18 protein-coding genes and 1 pseudogene are annotated in these 17523 nt (G+C 32.5%); 6 read left to right on the forward strand and 13 right to left on the reverse strand.

The genetic code is table 11. The features are described 5' to 3' along the window. Nucleotides 1-228: 228 nt before the first annotated feature. The 4 genes from ccpA to ACFVR2_RS21290 all read right to left on the reverse strand — a co-directional run bounded on the left by ccpA (nt 229) and on the right by ACFVR2_RS21290 (nt 5084). The gene (gene ccpA, locus ACFVR2_RS21275; protein ID WP_387366436.1) at nt 229-1227 is read right to left on the reverse strand and encodes a catabolite control protein A; all 999 of its coding nucleotides are present in this window, start codon (nt 1225-1227) and stop codon (nt 229-231) included. Nucleotides 1228-1486: 259 nt separating this feature from the next. After that, on the reverse strand, nt 1487-2557 hold the full coding sequence (locus ACFVR2_RS21280) for a bifunctional 3-deoxy-7-phosphoheptulonate synthase/chorismate mutase (RefSeq protein ID WP_387366439.1): 1071 nt from the start codon (nt 2555-2557) through the stop codon (nt 1487-1489). A gap of 709 nt (nt 2558-3266) precedes the next feature. After that, the gene (locus ACFVR2_RS21285) at nt 3267-4100 is read right to left on the reverse strand and encodes an alpha/beta fold hydrolase (RefSeq protein WP_387366442.1); all 834 of its coding nucleotides are present in this window, start codon (nt 4098-4100) and stop codon (nt 3267-3269) included. Between the two features lie 24 nt (nt 4101-4124). Continuing rightward, nucleotides 4125-5084: an acetamidase/formamidase family protein gene (locus tag ACFVR2_RS21290; RefSeq protein ID WP_387366445.1), complete on the reverse strand. Its 960-nt coding sequence runs from the start codon at nt 5082-5084 to the stop codon at nt 4125-4127. 232 nt (nt 5085-5316) lie between these two features. Between ACFVR2_RS21290 and ACFVR2_RS21295 the strand changes: the two genes are divergently transcribed. Continuing rightward, nucleotides 5317-5706 (forward strand): rhodanese-like domain-containing protein, encoded by a 390-nt coding sequence (locus ACFVR2_RS21295; protein ID WP_387366448.1) that lies wholly within the window; start codon nt 5317-5319, stop codon nt 5704-5706. Between the two features lie 221 nt (nt 5707-5927). Here the strand turns inward: ACFVR2_RS21295 and ytxJ are convergent, their stop codons facing one another. Together ytxJ and ACFVR2_RS21305 are read right to left on the reverse strand one after the other, a co-directional pair. Beyond that, complete coding sequence (gene ytxJ / locus ACFVR2_RS21300) at nt 5928-6257, reverse strand: bacillithiol system redox-active protein YtxJ (protein ID WP_098426527.1); 330 nt, start codon at nt 6255-6257, stop codon at nt 5928-5930. Then, nucleotides 6223-6720 (reverse strand): DUF948 domain-containing protein, encoded by a 498-nt coding sequence (locus tag ACFVR2_RS21305; protein WP_025671368.1) that lies wholly within the window; start codon nt 6718-6720, stop codon nt 6223-6225. Before ACFVR2_RS21305 ends, ytxJ begins: the two co-directional genes overlap by 35 nt. 199 nt (nt 6721-6919) lie before the next feature. On the opposite strand from ACFVR2_RS21305, the gene ACFVR2_RS21310 reads away from it, so the two are divergent. The 3 genes and pseudogenes from ACFVR2_RS21310 to ACFVR2_RS21320 form a co-directional block, all read left to right on the forward strand. Further along, nucleotides 6920-8035, forward strand: coding sequence for an aminopeptidase (locus tag ACFVR2_RS21310; protein ID WP_387366452.1), 1116 nt, complete (start codon nt 6920-6922; stop codon nt 8033-8035). A gap of 123 nt (nt 8036-8158) precedes the next feature. Continuing rightward, nucleotides 8159-9489 (forward strand): IS3 family transposase gene (locus tag ACFVR2_RS21315; RefSeq protein ID WP_387366455.1). Its coding sequence is split into 2 segments (ribosomal slippage): nt 8159-8546 and nt 8546-9489, totalling 1332 coding nucleotides; the frame shifts between segments, so codons are not numbered across the junction. 107 nt (nt 9490-9596) lie between these two features. Further along, nucleotides 9597-9710 (forward strand): annotated as a pseudogene (locus ACFVR2_RS21320) (NAD(P)-dependent oxidoreductase); the annotation flags it as partial. Nucleotides 9711-9773: 63 nt separating this feature from the next. On the opposite strand, the gene ACFVR2_RS21325 reads toward ACFVR2_RS21320, so the two are convergent. Further along, nucleotides 9774-10982: a dicarboxylate/amino acid:cation symporter gene (locus ACFVR2_RS21325; RefSeq protein ID WP_387366458.1), complete on the reverse strand. Its 1209-nt coding sequence runs from the start codon at nt 10980-10982 to the stop codon at nt 9774-9776. Between the two features lie 206 nt (nt 10983-11188). Beyond that, nucleotides 11189-11449, reverse strand: coding sequence for a DUF1292 domain-containing protein (locus tag ACFVR2_RS21330; RefSeq protein WP_387366461.1), 261 nt, complete (start codon nt 11447-11449; stop codon nt 11189-11191). 316 nt (nt 11450-11765) lie between these two features. Here ACFVR2_RS21330 and ACFVR2_RS21335 point away from each other — a divergent pair, with 316 nt between their 5' ends. After that, nucleotides 11766-12059: a hypothetical protein gene (locus tag ACFVR2_RS21335; protein WP_387366464.1), complete on the forward strand. Its 294-nt coding sequence runs from the start codon at nt 11766-11768 to the stop codon at nt 12057-12059. Nucleotides 12060-12135: 76 nt separating this feature from the next. Here ACFVR2_RS21335 and ACFVR2_RS21340 read toward each other — a convergent pair whose 3' ends face one another. The 5 genes from ACFVR2_RS21340 to ACFVR2_RS21360 form a co-directional block, all read right to left on the reverse strand. Further along, a complete protein-coding gene (locus tag ACFVR2_RS21340; protein ID WP_387366467.1) occupies nt 12136-13464 on the reverse strand; it encodes a Na+/H+ antiporter NhaC family protein in 1329 nt (442 codons plus the stop codon). Nucleotides 13465-13640: 176 nt separating this feature from the next. Then, nucleotides 13641-14177: a 2'-5' RNA ligase family protein gene (locus ACFVR2_RS21345; RefSeq protein ID WP_387366470.1), complete on the reverse strand. Its 537-nt coding sequence runs from the start codon at nt 14175-14177 to the stop codon at nt 13641-13643. 26 nt (nt 14178-14203) lie between these two features. Then, nucleotides 14204-14878 carry a GNAT family N-acetyltransferase gene (locus ACFVR2_RS21350; RefSeq protein WP_387366473.1) on the reverse strand — a complete coding sequence of 225 codons (675 nt, stop codon included), beginning with the start codon at nt 14876-14878 and terminating at the stop codon, nt 14204-14206. Between the two features lie 48 nt (nt 14879-14926). Next, complete coding sequence (locus ACFVR2_RS21355) at nt 14927-15901, reverse strand: HD domain-containing protein (RefSeq protein ID WP_387366476.1); 975 nt, start codon at nt 15899-15901, stop codon at nt 14927-14929. An 18-nt stretch (nt 15902-15919) separates the two neighbouring features. Next, on the reverse strand, nt 15920-16810 hold the full coding sequence (locus ACFVR2_RS21360) for a PhzF family phenazine biosynthesis protein (RefSeq protein ID WP_387366479.1): 891 nt from the start codon (nt 16808-16810) through the stop codon (nt 15920-15922). A gap of 229 nt (nt 16811-17039) precedes the next feature. Between ACFVR2_RS21360 and ACFVR2_RS21365 the strand changes: the two genes are divergently transcribed. Beyond that, complete coding sequence (locus ACFVR2_RS21365; RefSeq protein WP_387366482.1) at nt 17040-17513, forward strand: hypothetical protein; 474 nt, start codon at nt 17040-17042, stop codon at nt 17511-17513. Nucleotides 17514-17523: the final 10 nt, after the last annotated feature.

Here is a 17523-nt window from a genome sequence, read left to right on the forward strand (position 1 = left end):
ACTAATTTTAATTGCGTTTCTTGGGTTTTAATTGCAGTTTTACTTTTATTTGCACTTATTTAAACTTTAATTGCGGACCCTTCAAGTGTATTTGCAGCTCAACGTTTATCCCTTATTGCCCTTTTGCACAGATTCAGCACTGATTTGCGAACTCCATCCTTCCACCCAAAAATCCCCATAAAAACAAAAAAGCCTAGAATCACTAAAATTCTAAGCTACTTTCATCATTTACTTTGTTGATTGTCTAATTTGAAGATGATGCGGAAGAATGACTGTATGATCTTCCACTGTCTCTTTATTCATATACTTCGTTAATAATCTCATTGCAACTGCACCAATATCATACATTGGTTGAGCAACAGATGATAATTTTGGACGCACCATTAATGCCAGCCTTGTATTATCAAATCCGAAAACCTCAAGGTTATTCGGTACTAATATTCCATGGTCTTGGGCACTGTGGATTACACCAATCGCCATTTCATCAGATGCTACGAAAATCGCGCTTGGGATAATATTACGCTCATGAAATGCTTCAAAAGCTTCACTGCCTGATTCATACGTATTATCACCATAAGTTACTAAATCTTCATCGAACTCGATTCCATTTTCTTGTAAAGCACGTTTATATCCTTCTAACTTACTTAATCCGATAATATTCGTTTCAGTAGGACCGTTTACGAATGCTACCTTTTGGTGACCTTTTTTAATTAAATAATCAACTGCATCAAATGCCGCCTGAGTATAGTCGATATTTACTGAAGGGATCTTATTAGCTTGATCATATGTAGCCGCTAATACGATTGGAACTCCAGCCTTTTCGTACTCTTCTTGGTGAATATCCGTAATTGTTCCACCAATAAATAAAATTCCGTCAACTTGTTTTGCTAACATATTATTTATTAATGTAATTTCTTTCTCAACATTCTCATCTGAGTTACTTAAGATAATATTGTATTTATACATTGTTGCAATATCTTCAATACCACGTGCTAGTTCTGCATAAAAAGTATTTGAAATGTCTGGAATAATTACACCAACTGTAGTTGTTTTTTTACTTGCAAGTCCTCTTGCTACTGCATTTGGTCTATATCCTAAACGGCTGATTGTTTCGTTTACTTTTTTTCGTGTAGTAGGTTTAACATTTGGATTACCATTAACTACTCGTGAAACTGTAGCCATGGAAACGTTTGCCTCTCGTGCTACATCATAAATCGTAACCGTCATTTTCATCACTCCTCTATTTTATTCTATCTATTATGTAGTTTGTTTTTTATTTAGGTAAAATAGTCATAAAACGTAATATTCCACAAAAATAGTGCTTCATTCTATCTTATAGTGAAACGAATATTCGTTCAATAGACCTATTAGAAAAAAATGTAAATTTTTCGTAGTTTATCACTATATATTGCTAATTTAAAACAAACGTTCACAAATTATTCAAAAAGCGCCGACTGATTTTGTTCAGCCAGCGCTTTTATGTTGATTATCGATTTATGAAAGAATTAACTTCAGACATAAATTGGTCAAATTGATCAAAATTCATTTGCTGAGATGAGTCACTTAAAGCAGTAGCAGGATCAGGATGAACCTCTGCCATAATACCATCAGCTCCAATAGCTAGTCCCGCTTTTGCTGCAGGTATTAGCAAGTCTCTTCTACCTGTTGAATGTGTAACATCAACTAATACTGGTAAATGTGTTTCTTGTTTTAAAATTGGAACAGCTGTAATATCTAATGTATTTCTCGTAGCTTTTTCATAAGTTCTTATGCCACGTTCACATAAAATGATTTCTTGATTGCCTTCTGACATAATGTATTCAGCTGCATAAATGAATTCTTCGATTGTCGCAGATAAACCTCTTTTTAATAAGATTGGTTTATTTACAGAACCTGCTACTTTTAGCAATTCAAAGTTCTGCATATTTCTTGCGCCGATTTGAATGATATCAACATAATCTAATGCCATTTCAATATGTTCTGGGCTTACTATTTCACTAATAATTGCCAACCCATGGTTTTGGCCAACCTCTTTTAAAATCTTTAAGCCCTCTTCACCTAGTCCTTGGAAGTCATAAGGCGAAGTACGTGGTTTAAATGCACCGCCACGCATAATTTTTATTCCTTGTTCCTTTAACACTTTCGCTACAGAATCGACTTGTTCATAGCTCTCTACTGCACATGGGCCTGCAATAATAATTGGGCTTCCATCACCAATATTAACACCATTTACATTTACGATTGTGTTTTCTGATTTTCTTTTTCTTGAGACAAGGAGAACTTTTTTATCGTCTTCTTCTTGAAGTTCTAGGCTACTTTTAAAAATTTCTTTAAAAATATGTTGAAGGGTAGCCGTACTAAAGGGACCTTCATTAATTTCGGCAATATGATCTAGCATCTTACGTTCCCTAACTGGGTCATAACGTTTAACGCCTTGATCAATTTTTGCTATTCCAATTTTCTTAGCGATTTCGCCTCTTTTATTTAATAACTCAAATATTTGATGATTAATCTCGTCTATTTCAATTCTAAGTTGTTCTAAATCATTTTTAGTCAATTTAAATCCTCCTTGCAAATACCAATATCTCATTTGTTATTATGACACTTTATTAAAAGCTAATCAAAAGTTGAGCATTATTTTAAAAAAATGTTTTTTTAGTGAATATTTTGTATTCTCTTTGGGAAAAGTTGCAAGATTAAATAAAAAAGAAGAGTTATAAAAAATAACTCTTCTTTCATGCTGTTGAAAAAAGTATTTGTCAATAGAATTTGGACTGATCATTGATAAGTAAGTAGTGTGATATTGATTTCCACTACAGGGTGCTCGCTTTCCATGGGGCGAGATTCTTTAGCCTCCTCGGCTCCGCCTGTGGGGTCTCAGCCTTCCCGCTTATCCCATAGGAGTCGAGCACCCTTTCGTTCCAATCATGATCTTAATAAAAAAAGATTAACCATAAAAACAATAGACTAGTCAAGTGAACGAATGTATTACTCTTTATTAATCAAATTGTAACTTATGATGACGAGTAACACATCTTTACAAATAATGATCGTCAAAAGAAGATATTTTAATTTTCGGCAAGTTAGGTAAAACATTTATATATCAACCAAATCATTTGTTTATCAATAAGATGACAGATAAAACAATAACAAATAGACTCTTTTTTCATAGAAATTCATTTAATATTTGTATTTATCAATATTAACTACACTATATTTCAACACACTAAAAAGAAGAGTTAGCAAAGTAACTCTTCTTTTTTATCTTAATTAATAGTACTTCCTTCTTCAACTTTCAATACTCTATCTAACCATTCAATGATCAGCGAGTTGAATAGATTATCTTGTTCTATTTGAAGATTATGGCCAGCTTTATCTAAAATTGCAAATGTTGCTCTTGGAAATTTTTCAAGAATAGTAAATGCGTCTTTATATCCTACGACCGAGTCTTGTAATCCTAATAAAAATAGACTAGGTTCATTAAACTTAATTTTATCTATTTTAAATGAAAACCCGTAGTTATTCCTTATTTTAGATAAAAAATCCTGATCGGCGATTGAACATCCGCTTGCAATTTCATTTTTATAACGATCCCAAGTTTTTTTATCTAAAACAACATTGTTTGAACGAAAATCAGTTTCTTCATATTCATTTAATTGAGTCAAAAAAGTTTTATCTTCCACTATGATCGTATGACTTGGGAGCGACCTTTTCTCAAATTCAGGAATAATCACCGGACAAATAAAAGCAGCACCTTTTACTTTTTCGGGTCTATTAGCAATAATTCCTCGTGCTAAATATCCCCCATATGATTCTCCGGCTAATAAAAATGATTGACCCGGTATAATCAAATCAATAAACTTCAATACAATACTCAGCATATCATCTGTCGTATTAATGCTTGCCCCGCCTTTTGTTTTACCCATTCCTGGTAGATCAAAGTAAATTCTTTTATAACCATTTTTCTTAGTAAAAATCGGTTCCATGCAACCTTGCATTAACCTAGAGTCTGGGGTAAATCCATGAATCATAACAATTGGTTTCCCTTCCCCCATTATTTCATAGTTTATATCAACATTATTTATAGTACAAAACGGCATTTTATTAACCTCCAATTTTCAAATCTATTCATTTTTATAAATTGAAGTGATATTAATATTATGAGGCAAAACAGCATGGACACCCTTAACATGGTTAACAATTTGAGTTATTCTCAAATCAACACAAACACTAGCTAAAGCAACCGCTTCTGTTTTATCAATATCGTGTAGCTCTTGAATTAACTCGACCATCCCATTTAATGCAGTTTTAGTTGCTATATTTAAATCTTCATCAAAACCAAAAGTAAGCCACCCTACTGGTGTGTTAGCTCGTGGCATCTTAATGTGCATGTCCTCTCTTAATGTAAGAGTAAGATTCACTTTATCAAAAGGAGCTTCAATCGCTTGGCCAGATACTTCCCCATCTCCTTGTGCAGCGTGTCCATCACCTGCGGAAAAAAGCGCTCCTTCAACGGCTATAGGTAAATACAAAGTACTACCTTCTACCAACTCTTTACAGTCAATATTTCCACCACAATATCTTGGCGGTATAGTTGAATGAACACCTGATTCAGAAGGCGCTGTAGCTAGGACTCCTAAAAATGGGACTACTGGTACTGTAACTTCCCTATCTCTAATTTTTGTCGTCGCTGTATTATTTTTTTCATTGATTAGCCAATTTAAAGTTACTTCTGGTTCTTCAGAAATATCTAATGCATTATTTTGCCAATTCTTTTTACCACCAGCACAATTCCAACCGTACCAGCCAGACCTTAATTCATTTATTTTAATTTCAAGTGTCATCCCCGGTTTAGCACCTTCTACAAAAATTGGGCCAATCATAGGATGCCCCCATTCTTCTTCCTTTTCCCTTGACTCGAATCTTACTCTTTCTCCATTTTGATGCGAATAACCCCACCCGATATCAATCGTATCAAATTCAATTGAATCACCAGAACGAATCATTTGAATAGGTTCATATTCGTTACTAAAAGATGCATGTAAATGCTGATTAGTTGTTTTAAATTTATATGTTTCTTGCATATTTACTCCTTCTTTCAACGCTCAATTTTAATATGTAAAAATAATTTAACTATAATTAATTTCTGCATGTAACTTAATTTCCCTTGTTTTAATCTTTAATTTTCATTACTTTTTCCCTATAAACCCTATGATCATTTCCATCAATTTGAATTACATAAGACTTTCGGTGTATTGTATAGATGAGATTTCCAATTTAAGGAATTTCTAAATTCATTATACTGGAGGAGTAAAAATGGCAATTACATTTAAACAAATGGTTGCGGAAGCACGCGAAAATGTAGAAGGAATAAGTTCAGCAGATGCTCGTGAAAAAATTAATGCTAATCCTGAAACATTAGTAATTGATGTACAAGACGCAGCTGATGCAGGTGCATGCGGATTAATACCAAGCAGTCTGAATATCTCACTTGGAATGCTACCAATCCGTGCTGATTTAGAATTACCAGAACATTTACGTGAGCCTAAGTTAGCAGATCGAAATCGCCCTGTTCTTGTAACATGTGGTGCAGGTGGCCAAGCATCTTTAGGAGCATATTTACTAAAAAAAATGGGATTCACTGATGTTGCATATATCGATGGTGGTACTGCTGCGTGGAAAGCTGCTGGTTTTGACGTAGAATAACTCTCAGTCTGCCCGCCAAACGCTCGCTTTCTTCGTTGCTTCACCTGCTGAGCGGTGCTCATTACCGACAAAGGTAATTCCGCTCCTCATCAGGCTTCGCGCCTCGAAAGGCAAACGTTTTCAATCAGTCTGAGTATCGTCTCCAGTAGCAAACTTTATGTGTATTTTTCAAACAACATAAAAAAACTGCACCTTAAGTTACGATTTAAGGTGCAGTTTTTTTATTTTTTTAGTAAAGCATTTTCAATTGAATCTTTCTTAATTGAAAAATGAGAAGTATTATAAACTGCTTCTCCATTTTCAAAAATAAATAATTGAGGAGATTCGTGTTTTATTGCCGTTTTCTCAGCAATATAGTTAGACAATTCTCTGTCATCTTGAACTTGTAAAAAATACAATGGTACATTCTCATATGCAGATGCAAATGCTAAAAATTCAGTATAAGCTGCATGACTAATTGGGCATGTTGTACTATGCTTTAAAAACACAAATTTCTCTTCGTTGTTAATAAGTTCATCAAACTGTTGAATCGTTGATATTCGATTTACCATTTCTCTTTTTTCCCTCACGCTTCGTTTTGTACTTTTCCCATAAATCCATTGCTGTATTTCCCCAATTTACTAATTGGGACATTTTTTCAGTACTAACTTTTACAGTATTCGATACATTATTAGCAGTATCCCGTACTTTTTCATTCATTTCTGAGATTGTAACTCCGACTTCTTCGACTGATTTAGCTAATACATCAAGGGATTTTGCTCGTTCACGCATATCTTTCGTAAGTTCATTCGAATTATTCACAAAAATTTTAGCCTCATTTGCTAAATGATTCGAAGTATGTACTAATTGAACGGCTTCAACACAAACATTATGTAAATCCTTTTGTGTTTCAGCAATAGTAGACTCTACACCTCTAAATACCCTTTCTAGTCGGAATAAAGTACGACTAATAAATACAACTAAGATCACAAATGCAACAGCTGCGATTAATGCACTAATAGAAATTAAATCCATTCGAAAAAACCCCTTTCATTCATAGCTTTCCACAAATTTAATCACTTATTTCGTATTATACTACAAATTTTACCAAACACTAAACTAGTCGTAAAACAAGTTTTCAAATTCTTTAGTAAAAAAAGAATACTTTAGTAAACAAAACCGACTAAATAGTTTACAATAGGTATATAGTTATAATTATTGGAGGGAATTTTCAATGAAAGATCCACGTATTTCAAAATTAGCTAAAAACTTAATCAATTACTCTGTAAAATTACAACCAGGAGAAAAAATCTTAATTGAAAACTTTAAGCTAGAAACAGAATTAGTTACAGCTTTAGTTAAAGAAGCATATGCTGCTGGTGGTTTTCCTTTCGTATCAATCAAAGATCATAAAGTAGATCGCGCATTATTAATGGGTGCTACTGAAGAACACTTTAATAAAGTAGCAGAATACGAAGCAAATGTAATGAAAGATATGGACGCATATATCGGTTTACGTTCAGGTGTTAATATTAACGAACTTTCTGATGTGCCAGACGAAAAAACTAAAATCCATGGTAAAACTGTAGGCCAAAAAGTACATAGAGCAATTCGTGTTCCAAAAACAAAATGGGTTGTACTACGTTTCCCAACTGATTCAATGGCTCAATCAGCAAAAATGAGCACTGAAGCATTTGAAGATTTCTATTTTAATGTATGTAATTTAGATTACGGTAAAATGGACAAAGCAATGGATGCTCTTGTTGAATTAATGAACCGTACAGATAAGGTCCAAATTAAAGGTCCTGGAACTGATCTTACATTCTCAATTAAAGATATCCCAGCTATTAAATGTGCTGGTGAAATGAATATTCCTGATGGTGAAGTATTTACAGCACCTGTTCGTGATTCAGTAAATGGTACACTTTCTTATAACACACCATCTCCTAACAATGGTTTTACATTTGAAAATGTTCAACTTAAATTCAAAGATGGTAAAATTGTTGAAGCAACTGCTAACGACACTGAGCGTATCAACAAAATCTTTGATACAGATGAAGGTGCACGCTTTATCGGTGAATTCGCAATTGGTGTAAATCCTTACATCTTACATCCAATGGGAGACATCTTATTCGATGAAAAAATCGATGGAAGCTTCCACTTTACACCAGGTCAAGCTTATGATGAAGCTTATAACGGTAACAACTCAAATATCCACTGGGATATGGTTTGTATCCAACGTCCTGAATACGGTGGTGGAGAAATCTATTTCGATGACGTTTTAATCCGTAAAGATGGTCTTTTCGTAATCGAAGAATTAAAAGGATTAAACCCTGAAAACTTAAAATAATTTTTAGAAAAAAAGAACACATACTAAGTAAAATGTACCCTATAGAGTAGACACTTAAAAAAAGTGACCTCTATAGGGTACTTTTGTTTATAATTAGAAAAAACGGGATCGGGGAATATTTAAATGAGTAATAAAACATTTACTGACAAAGAAATAAATCTACTTTCTAAAAACCAATATGTAAAATCAGTTAGTTCAAAAGGAATTACTTATACTGATGAATTTAAACGTATTTTTATTTCGGAAAATGAAAAAGGAAAATTAGCGAGAGAAATATTTGAAGAGTACGGTTTTGATATTGATGTGATTGGAATGAAGCGCGTTAAATCTGCTAGTAATAGATGGCGTACGGCCTTTAAAGAGAACGGTGAACTTGGTCTTCGTGACACTCGATCGATTAATTCAGGAAGAAATGTGGAAAGAGAGCTAACTTTGGAGGAAAAGAATACTCGTTTAGAAGCAGAAATAAATCTACTTAGAGCTGAAAATGAACTATTAAAAAAGATTCGTTTCTTAGAAGGGAGGATGAGGAATTAGTTATTTCTCCTAGCCAAAAATATACTCTTATACGTTCTATAATTGAAAAATTCAGATTAAAACATATGGTAACTTACCTTTGTAAGATTGCCGGCGTTTCAAGAAGTGGTTTTTATAATTACTTTTCTATTAAGTCACAAGAGCGAAGAAAACAACAGGATAAAAAGGATGAAATTTTAAAAGAGAATATATTAAAAGCATATCGCTTTAAACGTTATAAAAAGGGGGCACGTCAAATCAAGACTACATTGGCGGGTCAATTTAAGATTGTCTACAATTTGAAACGTATAAGACGAATCATGAAAAAATACGGTATAGTTTGCCCAATTAGAAAGGCAAATCCCTACAGACGAATGATGAAGGCTACTAAAGAACATAGAGTAGTGCCAAACCGATTGAATCGTCAATTCAAACAAGGCGTACCTGGGAAAGCTCTTCTAACTGATATTACATATCTAAAATACGGTAAGAGTCAGAAAGCATATTTATCAACAATATTAGATAGTTCAACTAATGAAATAATGGCTTACCATATTTCAGACCGACTTACAATGGAGTTAGCTACAGATACTCTTCGAAAGTTAAAAAAGAATCGTAATTATAGGAAAGTAAAAGGTGCACTCATTCATTCAGATCAAGGAACACATTATACACACCCAGACTTTCAAAAACTAGTGAAAAAACTAGGTTTAATTCAATCAATGTCTAGACGTGGAAACTGTTGGGATAACGCACCACAAGAATCATTCTTTGGCCATTTTAAAGATGAAGCCTCTATTAAGTCATGTCAAAATTTAGACGAGCTCAATAAAGAAATAAAACATTATATGAAGTATTACAATCATTATAGATATCAGTGGAAATTAAAGCAGATGACCCCTGTACAATACAGAAATCATCTGCTTAAAACTGCATAGCCTTTTTATCAATGTCCTTTACAAAGGGTACATACTAAAGCTATGTGTTCTTTTTTATATCGTTTGATATGATTCTGACTTGAAAACATTTGGTTTGAAAACTGCTTATGAAACGAGCCGGTCAACCATTCGAACTTGCCTCAACCTATATATATCGTGACTCTTCTTTTGTAACAGGCCAAGTACTTCATGTGAATGGCGGTATTATGACTGAAACATAAAAAATGAGAAGGAATAATACTTTTATAAAAATAAAAGACTGGGAGATTCCCAGTCTTCATTATTTATGCGGCTTTTTTACCGTTAGTTAATCTCTCAACTAACATACTCACAGATAAATCACCTGTTGCATTTAACATTGTTGCAGGTGGATCTATTAGCGCACTAATTGCTGCAAGAATTGGTAAAGATTCTACTGGTAAACCAAACAGAGAAAGAATTAACATTTCCCCAATCATTCCACCATTCGGAATAGCTCCCATTACCATACCAACTAGTAATGCAATACCGATTGTTACAAGATAAATATTCAAACCAGAGAAATTCATTCCAAATACACCAAAGGCAAATGCAATTTTTACGACTCCACCCATAACAGATCCATCTTTGTGTAATGCACTAGCTATAGGAATGACAGCTTCTCTTACATTTTTAGATACACCCATTTTTTCAGCATTGTCAAAATTTGTTGGAATCGTTGCGGCACTACTACAAGTTCCTAAAGACGTAAATGTTGATGGCCATACATTTTTCCAATAAATTTTAAATCCATTTCTACCACCGGCCATATAAGCAACAATACTATAAAAAATAAAAAAGAATAGAATAGCAGTTACATAATATAAAATAAAAACTCTCTTATATGAACCTAGTAATTCCTCGCCATATGTTGGAACAAGATATGCAAAATACGCTCCAAGTCCTACAGGTGCAAGATACATAATATAGTTAACCATGTTCATGATTACTACATTACCACTTGATAATAATTTTTTGACGATGTCTGCTTTATCGCCAGCTTTATTCGTTGCTAATCCAACTAATACAGCAAATACGATGATCGCCAACATATTGCTTCTTGTAAACAAGCCAGAGAAATCATTAACTGTAAATGTGTTTACAATTTGTTCCGCTACTGATACTTTATCAGTTGCATCAGGCTTAACGATCGGGATATGAACCCCATGTGCAGGTGGATAAAATTTCATAACAACAAGCATTATGATCGCTGCAATAATACCTGTAAATAAAAATACCCATGACATATTTCGCATAATCTTACCGAATTTTTCTCCTCCACCATTTGCAAAGCTTGAAGATACAGAGAAAAACACAAGCGGTACAACTACTACGAATAATAAATTTAAAAATAAATCCCCTATAGGTTTAAGGGCAACTCCTACGCTTTGGTTAGTGTAACCGATGACTGAACCTATGATGATACTACTTAGTAAAATCAAAGGGAAAGCGTAATTTCTAAATGAAAATTGCATAAGCTTCCTCCTAATATAATTGCTACTTGTAGTATACCGAAAATTTAATAGTTTGTACTCCAAATTTTTAATAAAACCTACAAATTCCTACATAAACATACAAAAAAGAACACATAGTATTATCTACTAGTGTTCTCTTCAAATAAAAAATACGAAATACGTCCTATACCATTACCCGTATCCCTATTCTTTAATCCTATTTTAAATTATTTTAACTTTTCATCAAAAGCCGAAGATACTTTTTCAAACTCTTCTTCTGTTTCAATATCGTAAAACTCGCCATCTTCTGCAACTCTTAAGAAGAAAACATCAATATCCTCTTCACTTTCTTTTTCTACTTCTTCTAGTAAACCTACAGCTATGTATTCATGACCTTCAATCGTAATTGAGCCCAGTACTTCGTAATCTTGCTCGTCTCCTTCATCATAGCTAAGTGTAAGAATTTCGCCTACTTCAATCTTTTCCATAAATCTTTACCTCACTTATTTCGAATTCATTTTGCATAAAGAAAAACCTTTATGTTCCTTTAGTGTAACAGAATAATGCAAAACGTTAAATTGTAAATACACTTAAAGCTTTTCTAAATCGTTCTACTTTTAAACCATTTTTTCTCATAAACAATTTTAGTAAAAAAAATTATTTAAAAATTTCATGAATATTCTTACCAACGCCGTAATAAGATTTAGAACAATCAATTCTTATGTTTCTTTCAAGTTTATTAAGTTGGACAAGCTCTATGTCTTCAAATAGTAGATATTTTCTATATTTAGGGAGGATTACTGAATGTCAAAATTAATAACAGGTCAAGAACAAATAATAACTAGAAGAAAAACTGTCAATTTCAAATCTTTCTTTCAACGTTTTACTAAAAACCAATTAATTGATGAAACGCCATCACAACTTTTACATAATGAGTTAAGAAGCTTACAAAAACTTTTAGAGCTAAAAGAAATTAATTTTATTTATGCCGATCCTGAATACATTGATGTGGCTATTATGGAATTAGAAGCTATCCGTACAAAATACAGTATTACTGTTAGACAATTGAAGGAAATACAATCTACTAGTGTTGTATGAAAAAAAAGAGATAAATAGCATTTAGCTATTTATCTCTTTTTCTATGTTATTACCCTTGAATTACAATTTATCCTGATTAGGAACTGACCTCATACTTCGTTTCAAAGGTCTTAACTTTTTTAAACACATTGATGAAAATCGTTAAGCATGGAAGAAGCCATAAGAATATTGCATAAGGTAAATACTCATGTAATTTCATATTAATGACTGTACTACTCATGATTGCAAGAACATTCCAAGGGATCATCGCTGGAAATAATAAAGTTGTATCCGCCATTAACCGAGCCAATTCCTCTTTGTTATATTTATTTGACCAATGAGCTAAAAAAGATCGTCCTGTTAAAATAATAGGCATTGTTTGGTTACCTGCTATTACACAGATAACTGCTGTTGCACCGATTGTTTTCAAAGAATCGGATAACATTGAAGTTGAGGTTTGAAGCCATTTATCTAACATAGGCTGAATGATATTAAGCTCCTCCAATAACGCATTATAAATTCCTGCTACAGCAATAAATAATAACAAGCTATACATATGACTTAGCCCTCCACCAAGTCCATTAATTCCGTGCCAAAAAGAATTCACAATTTTACTAAAAGAAATTCCATTAAACAAAGCTATTAAACTACCAGACAAAATACTAATGACATACGAATAAATAATATTGATTTTAAATAAAACAAGTACAACTAATAAGATCGGTGGAATAAATTGAATGAACGAAATGCCCTTATTGCTCACAATTTCATGATGTGTCGGAGTAATTCCTTGCGTAAACTGTAAATCCATTACGCTAAAAAATAAGATTGTTACGATTACAGCAGTAATTGATGTAAAGAGCATCGCTTTACCTTGTTTTTTGACAGTTGTTTCAAGAATATTAGCTAAAAGTTGATGTGCGCTTGAAAAAGGTGACGTTCGATCACCGACAAATGCGCCCGAAATAACCGCTCCAGCCGATATTTCCACAGGTATATGCAGTAATATAGCACTACTAATAAGAGGAACTCCTAAGGCACTTAATGTTCCAATTGACGAACCCAAAATCATTGAAAAAATCATCGTCGTTAAAAAACAAAATACAAAAAAATGATGTGGATTTATTGCCTGTAAAGTAATCGAAACCATCGATGTTATCGTTCCTGATAAATACCATGATGGAAGTAAAAAGCTAATTAAAAATAAGATAAAGAGTACAATTTTAACTTTTCCCATTCCTTGGTAGCTTAACTTCATAATATTTCTAACTTCATATCCTCTTTTTAAACTTAATACGATTAAAAAAATTAATCCTGGTAAAATTCCAAATACGAGAGAGATATGTAATATGACGGAACTAATAATTCCAGTCAAAGTTACTAATATTAGGAAACTTGCCTGTTTAACTGAATATTGATTTCCCATCACTTCCCCTTCTTTCAAACAGATTTATTACACTAAAATTGTTTAAATGTCATTCATAATTATATAAGCTTTCAAGTAATAATACACTTATAATTCAATTAAAAAGCACTACTTCAATTTAAGAAGTAATGCTACTTATTGTTCTTAAATAATTGATAGCCACTTCTTTAGTCACTTTACATTTCCTTTAGATGAATATCTATAAATTTTAAGTATTTACCCGTTTCTGTCGATTCATAAACTCTAATGAATTCTACTTTAAATGTTTCAGTAGGATTTAGTTCTTGTTTAGCTTTTATTGCCATATCATTTAACTCTAAATTTGTTAAGCCAAAGTGCGTTTGACCAAGAGTTAAATGTGGGATATATTCATCAAGTTCGAAATAAGCTTTAATTAATTCCTTTGAAGGTGAAATGGTTTCAACTAATATTTCATGCAATTTAATTAATTCATCTGACTCAACGCTTAAATATAAAATATCTTCACCAAAAAATTTTGGATCCCTAATATTAACTTCAAAAGATAAAAAGCTTTCACATATCTTTTTTACCCTTTCTAACCATGCCATATCAGGGGTAATTCCCCCTTGAGCTTTCACAGTAATATGCGGTTCGACCCCATCAACTATTCTATTATTCTCCCAATGCTGTTGGAATTTCATTATTTTTTTCTTTAAATCATCTGGTGGTACAATTCCGATAAAGTATTGCATTTAAATCCTCCAAATTTATACATTCTTTAACTAAAATGTAAATCCGTTCCATATTGAACTAATTGTAATTTTCGCGCGACGGCTTGAGATGCATAATTATCCCAAGAGGTACTATACAAAGCAGTTCGTCCCTGGCCTTGAATATCCGCAGCCCATGCATTTGAAACGATTAAACCATACTCTTTTCCACGAAAATCCTCGAGTGTATATACGCTTGCTTCAGCAGCTTCGGCCGATTGTCTGGCACTACAGCAAATCGACACAGCTATGTCATTTTCAATAATTGCATAACATGGTTCTTTCCATTCTAGCTCCTCATATGTATAAGGAAAGTTTGGTAATAAATATTGTTTATTCGCCTCGGTAATTTTTATTGCTTTCGATGATGCTTTCCCAGCTGTTTGAAATACATATGCCGGACCCATCCATAAACTGTCTATCTGATGATTTTCACTTAAAATCTGCATGATCTTTACTAATGGTATACTAGAGTTTGTATCTAAGGCTTTCTCTAATTCAATTAGTTCCTCTTTTTTAAGACAATCTAAAAACCTTTTCACATTTCCCATTTTGGTGCTTCCTATATAAAATCGTGGTGCTCTTGTATATGGTGGTTCATTTATTTGTGTTATTTTTCCAAATTCATTGTGTTTAAATAATACGTTAATATGCATTTCCATAAGTTCTAGCTCTGATTTCAAAAGGCTTCCCCCTAGCATAAAAACTAGTTAGTTTTCAAACTTTTTACTCTATCTTTTAATTTTTACAAATGTTCCTTTTTCAGACTTTTCAATTGCGACCTTATTCATTTTAGCAATGTTGTCTGATAAAAGTGATGATTGTTGCAAAGTTTTTCCGTCCAATGATACAGAAACATCGATAATCCTTCTTTTACCTTTTCGATGAATATCGTAATCCTGCTCATTTTCTTCAAGCTCAACTTTTGCATATAAACTGTTTATTAATTCTTGAATTTCTTTATCATTGCTTTCTTTAATTAATGTCATTAACTGCATATCGTCCAATAATAAATCGTTTAACTTAATAATTTCTTTTTGTAATGCCAGTTTAATAATCTTTGCAAGTGAATCATATGAATAAATACTGATCGGACCTAAAAAATAATCGATAGCAAGCTTATAATAAATCATTGTAAACCACTCTGCCATTTCAATAGAGTTTACACAGATTTCTCCATTTACAAAAACTAATGAATTTAAAAATGCTTCAATTTCTTTTTTAGGTGTTCCAAAATATGTATGCATATCTCTTAATGTATAATCTATTCGATCTGCACATAGCTTCGGAAGCTCTTTTTCAAGTAGTTCCCATTTATCTATATCAAAAATTTCTTTCATATCGATTTGATATTTTTCAAGTATTGAAGGGATCTCCGAATCTAAAATTACTTTTTCAAAGATTGTTTCATGATAATTTTCTTCGCTAATATCAAAAACATAATCAATAACATGAGAAAATGCCGTATGAGAGACATCATGTAATAAACCCGCTATTTGTTCCTCAAGAGAGCCCCCTAACCTTTTTATTAACAACATAACACCAATAGAATGATCATATCGAGTTCCATTATAATGATGATCCACTAAAAAGGTAGCACCGGCTTGATGAATTTTTTTTAACCGTTGAATTGGTTTTGTATCGATTAATTCAACAAGTACTTGATCAATATTGTATTGGCCATATAGTCTATCGCTCAAAAACATACTGTACTCCTTTTCATTTTATATTTGAAATTCCATCTCTTTAACATAAACAGCGTTTCCAGTAATTTCTATGTCATAAGTCGAATTTACTTTTTTAACATTTACTTTTACACGTCCGTCTTTCTGAATTTCCGTTCCTTGTTCAACAACTAATTCAATTACATCATTAACATCATTATTAATATATTTAGCATAATAAGCTCCCATTATCCCAGAGGCAGTACCTGTAACCGGATCTTCAATCGTTCCTGAAAACGCCGAAGAAAAATGGCGAGCATGAAAATCTGCATTTGAATCGTATGTTTCTAAGCAAAACGGATGAACGGACGCTTTTGGAATTTCATTCAAAATACTAGGAAAAAGTAAATTATTAGGTTTCATCTTTTCAAATGAAGATAAATTTTTTATCGGTAAAAGTAAATTCCAGGCACCTGTACTCCCATAAAGAGTTGGTAGACTTTTATCGATTTCTTCTACACTAAGACCAATTGAGGACGCTACATCATCAATCGAGCCTTTAAACTCTACAAACTCTGGTGCTTTTTGTTTCATCGTTATGTAGATCTCATTATTCGAATGATGAATCTTAATTGGCAAAATCCCAGCCTTTGTTTCAATTGTTAACTCACTTTTAAACTCAATGACCCCTCTAGTGACCAAAGCATATATTACTGCCATTGTCCCGTGACCACATAAATCCATTTCATGACCTGGTGTAAAGTAACGAATTTTATGATCAGCAACTTTCGAATTTAATAGAAAGGAAGTTTCATTAAATCCTACTTGTTTCGCAATATCCTGCATTTCATAATCACTCAAAAAATCGCAATCTAAAACGACTCCAGCTGGATTACCTTTATTGGGCTCTTTACTAAAAGCATCGTAATGGTATACAGTAATATTTTTCATTTTCTCACCTCATTTAGTTTTTATACTCTTTTCTCTTCTATCAAATCAAACATAAACTAATTTTATGAGATTGTTAGAGTAGTAATTATATTCAATTATTTAATAATATACATTATTAAACTGATTAAATGAAACGTTTACATTTTCTTTATGATTTTGCATTTTCCCAATATTTTTATTTTGAAAGTTTGATAAAATAATAATATTCATTAAAATTTTGGAGGAAAATATGTCATTATTCATAACAGCTTTCGGAGGAAAACTTCTACTATGTTTAGTCTTTACCTTATTCTGCTTCTTAATTGCATGGCCAGTCGGATTATATTTTCGATACAAGGATGCACAGAAAATGAAAGAAGTATTGCGTGACCAACCAATTAATCGACGCAATTACTGGCTTAAACAATTCTTAAAATTAAGTGTATCGATAGTAGTTTTATATTTTATATCTTTTTTGATTGCACTTTATTTTGATATGCCATTTTCATCTACTGCACCGTTTGTCGGTCTATTTGCTCTATTAATCATGCTTTATATTAAATTTGCCCCACGTACAACTGGTGAGGCAACACCTGATATTGATGGATGGCATAAAACATCTGTAATCATCGATCCTGATGAATATTTCACTTCAACAGGAGCAACTATTATTTTTGGATCTTTTATATTTACTGCCTTTGAATTTATAAGCGTTCTATATTAATTATCTTTAG

Origin of the sequence: Gottfriedia sp. NPDC057991, assembly GCF_042886615.1 — a bacterium.
Taxonomy (GTDB): Bacteria; Bacillota; Bacilli; order Bacillales; family Bacillaceae_G; genus Gottfriedia.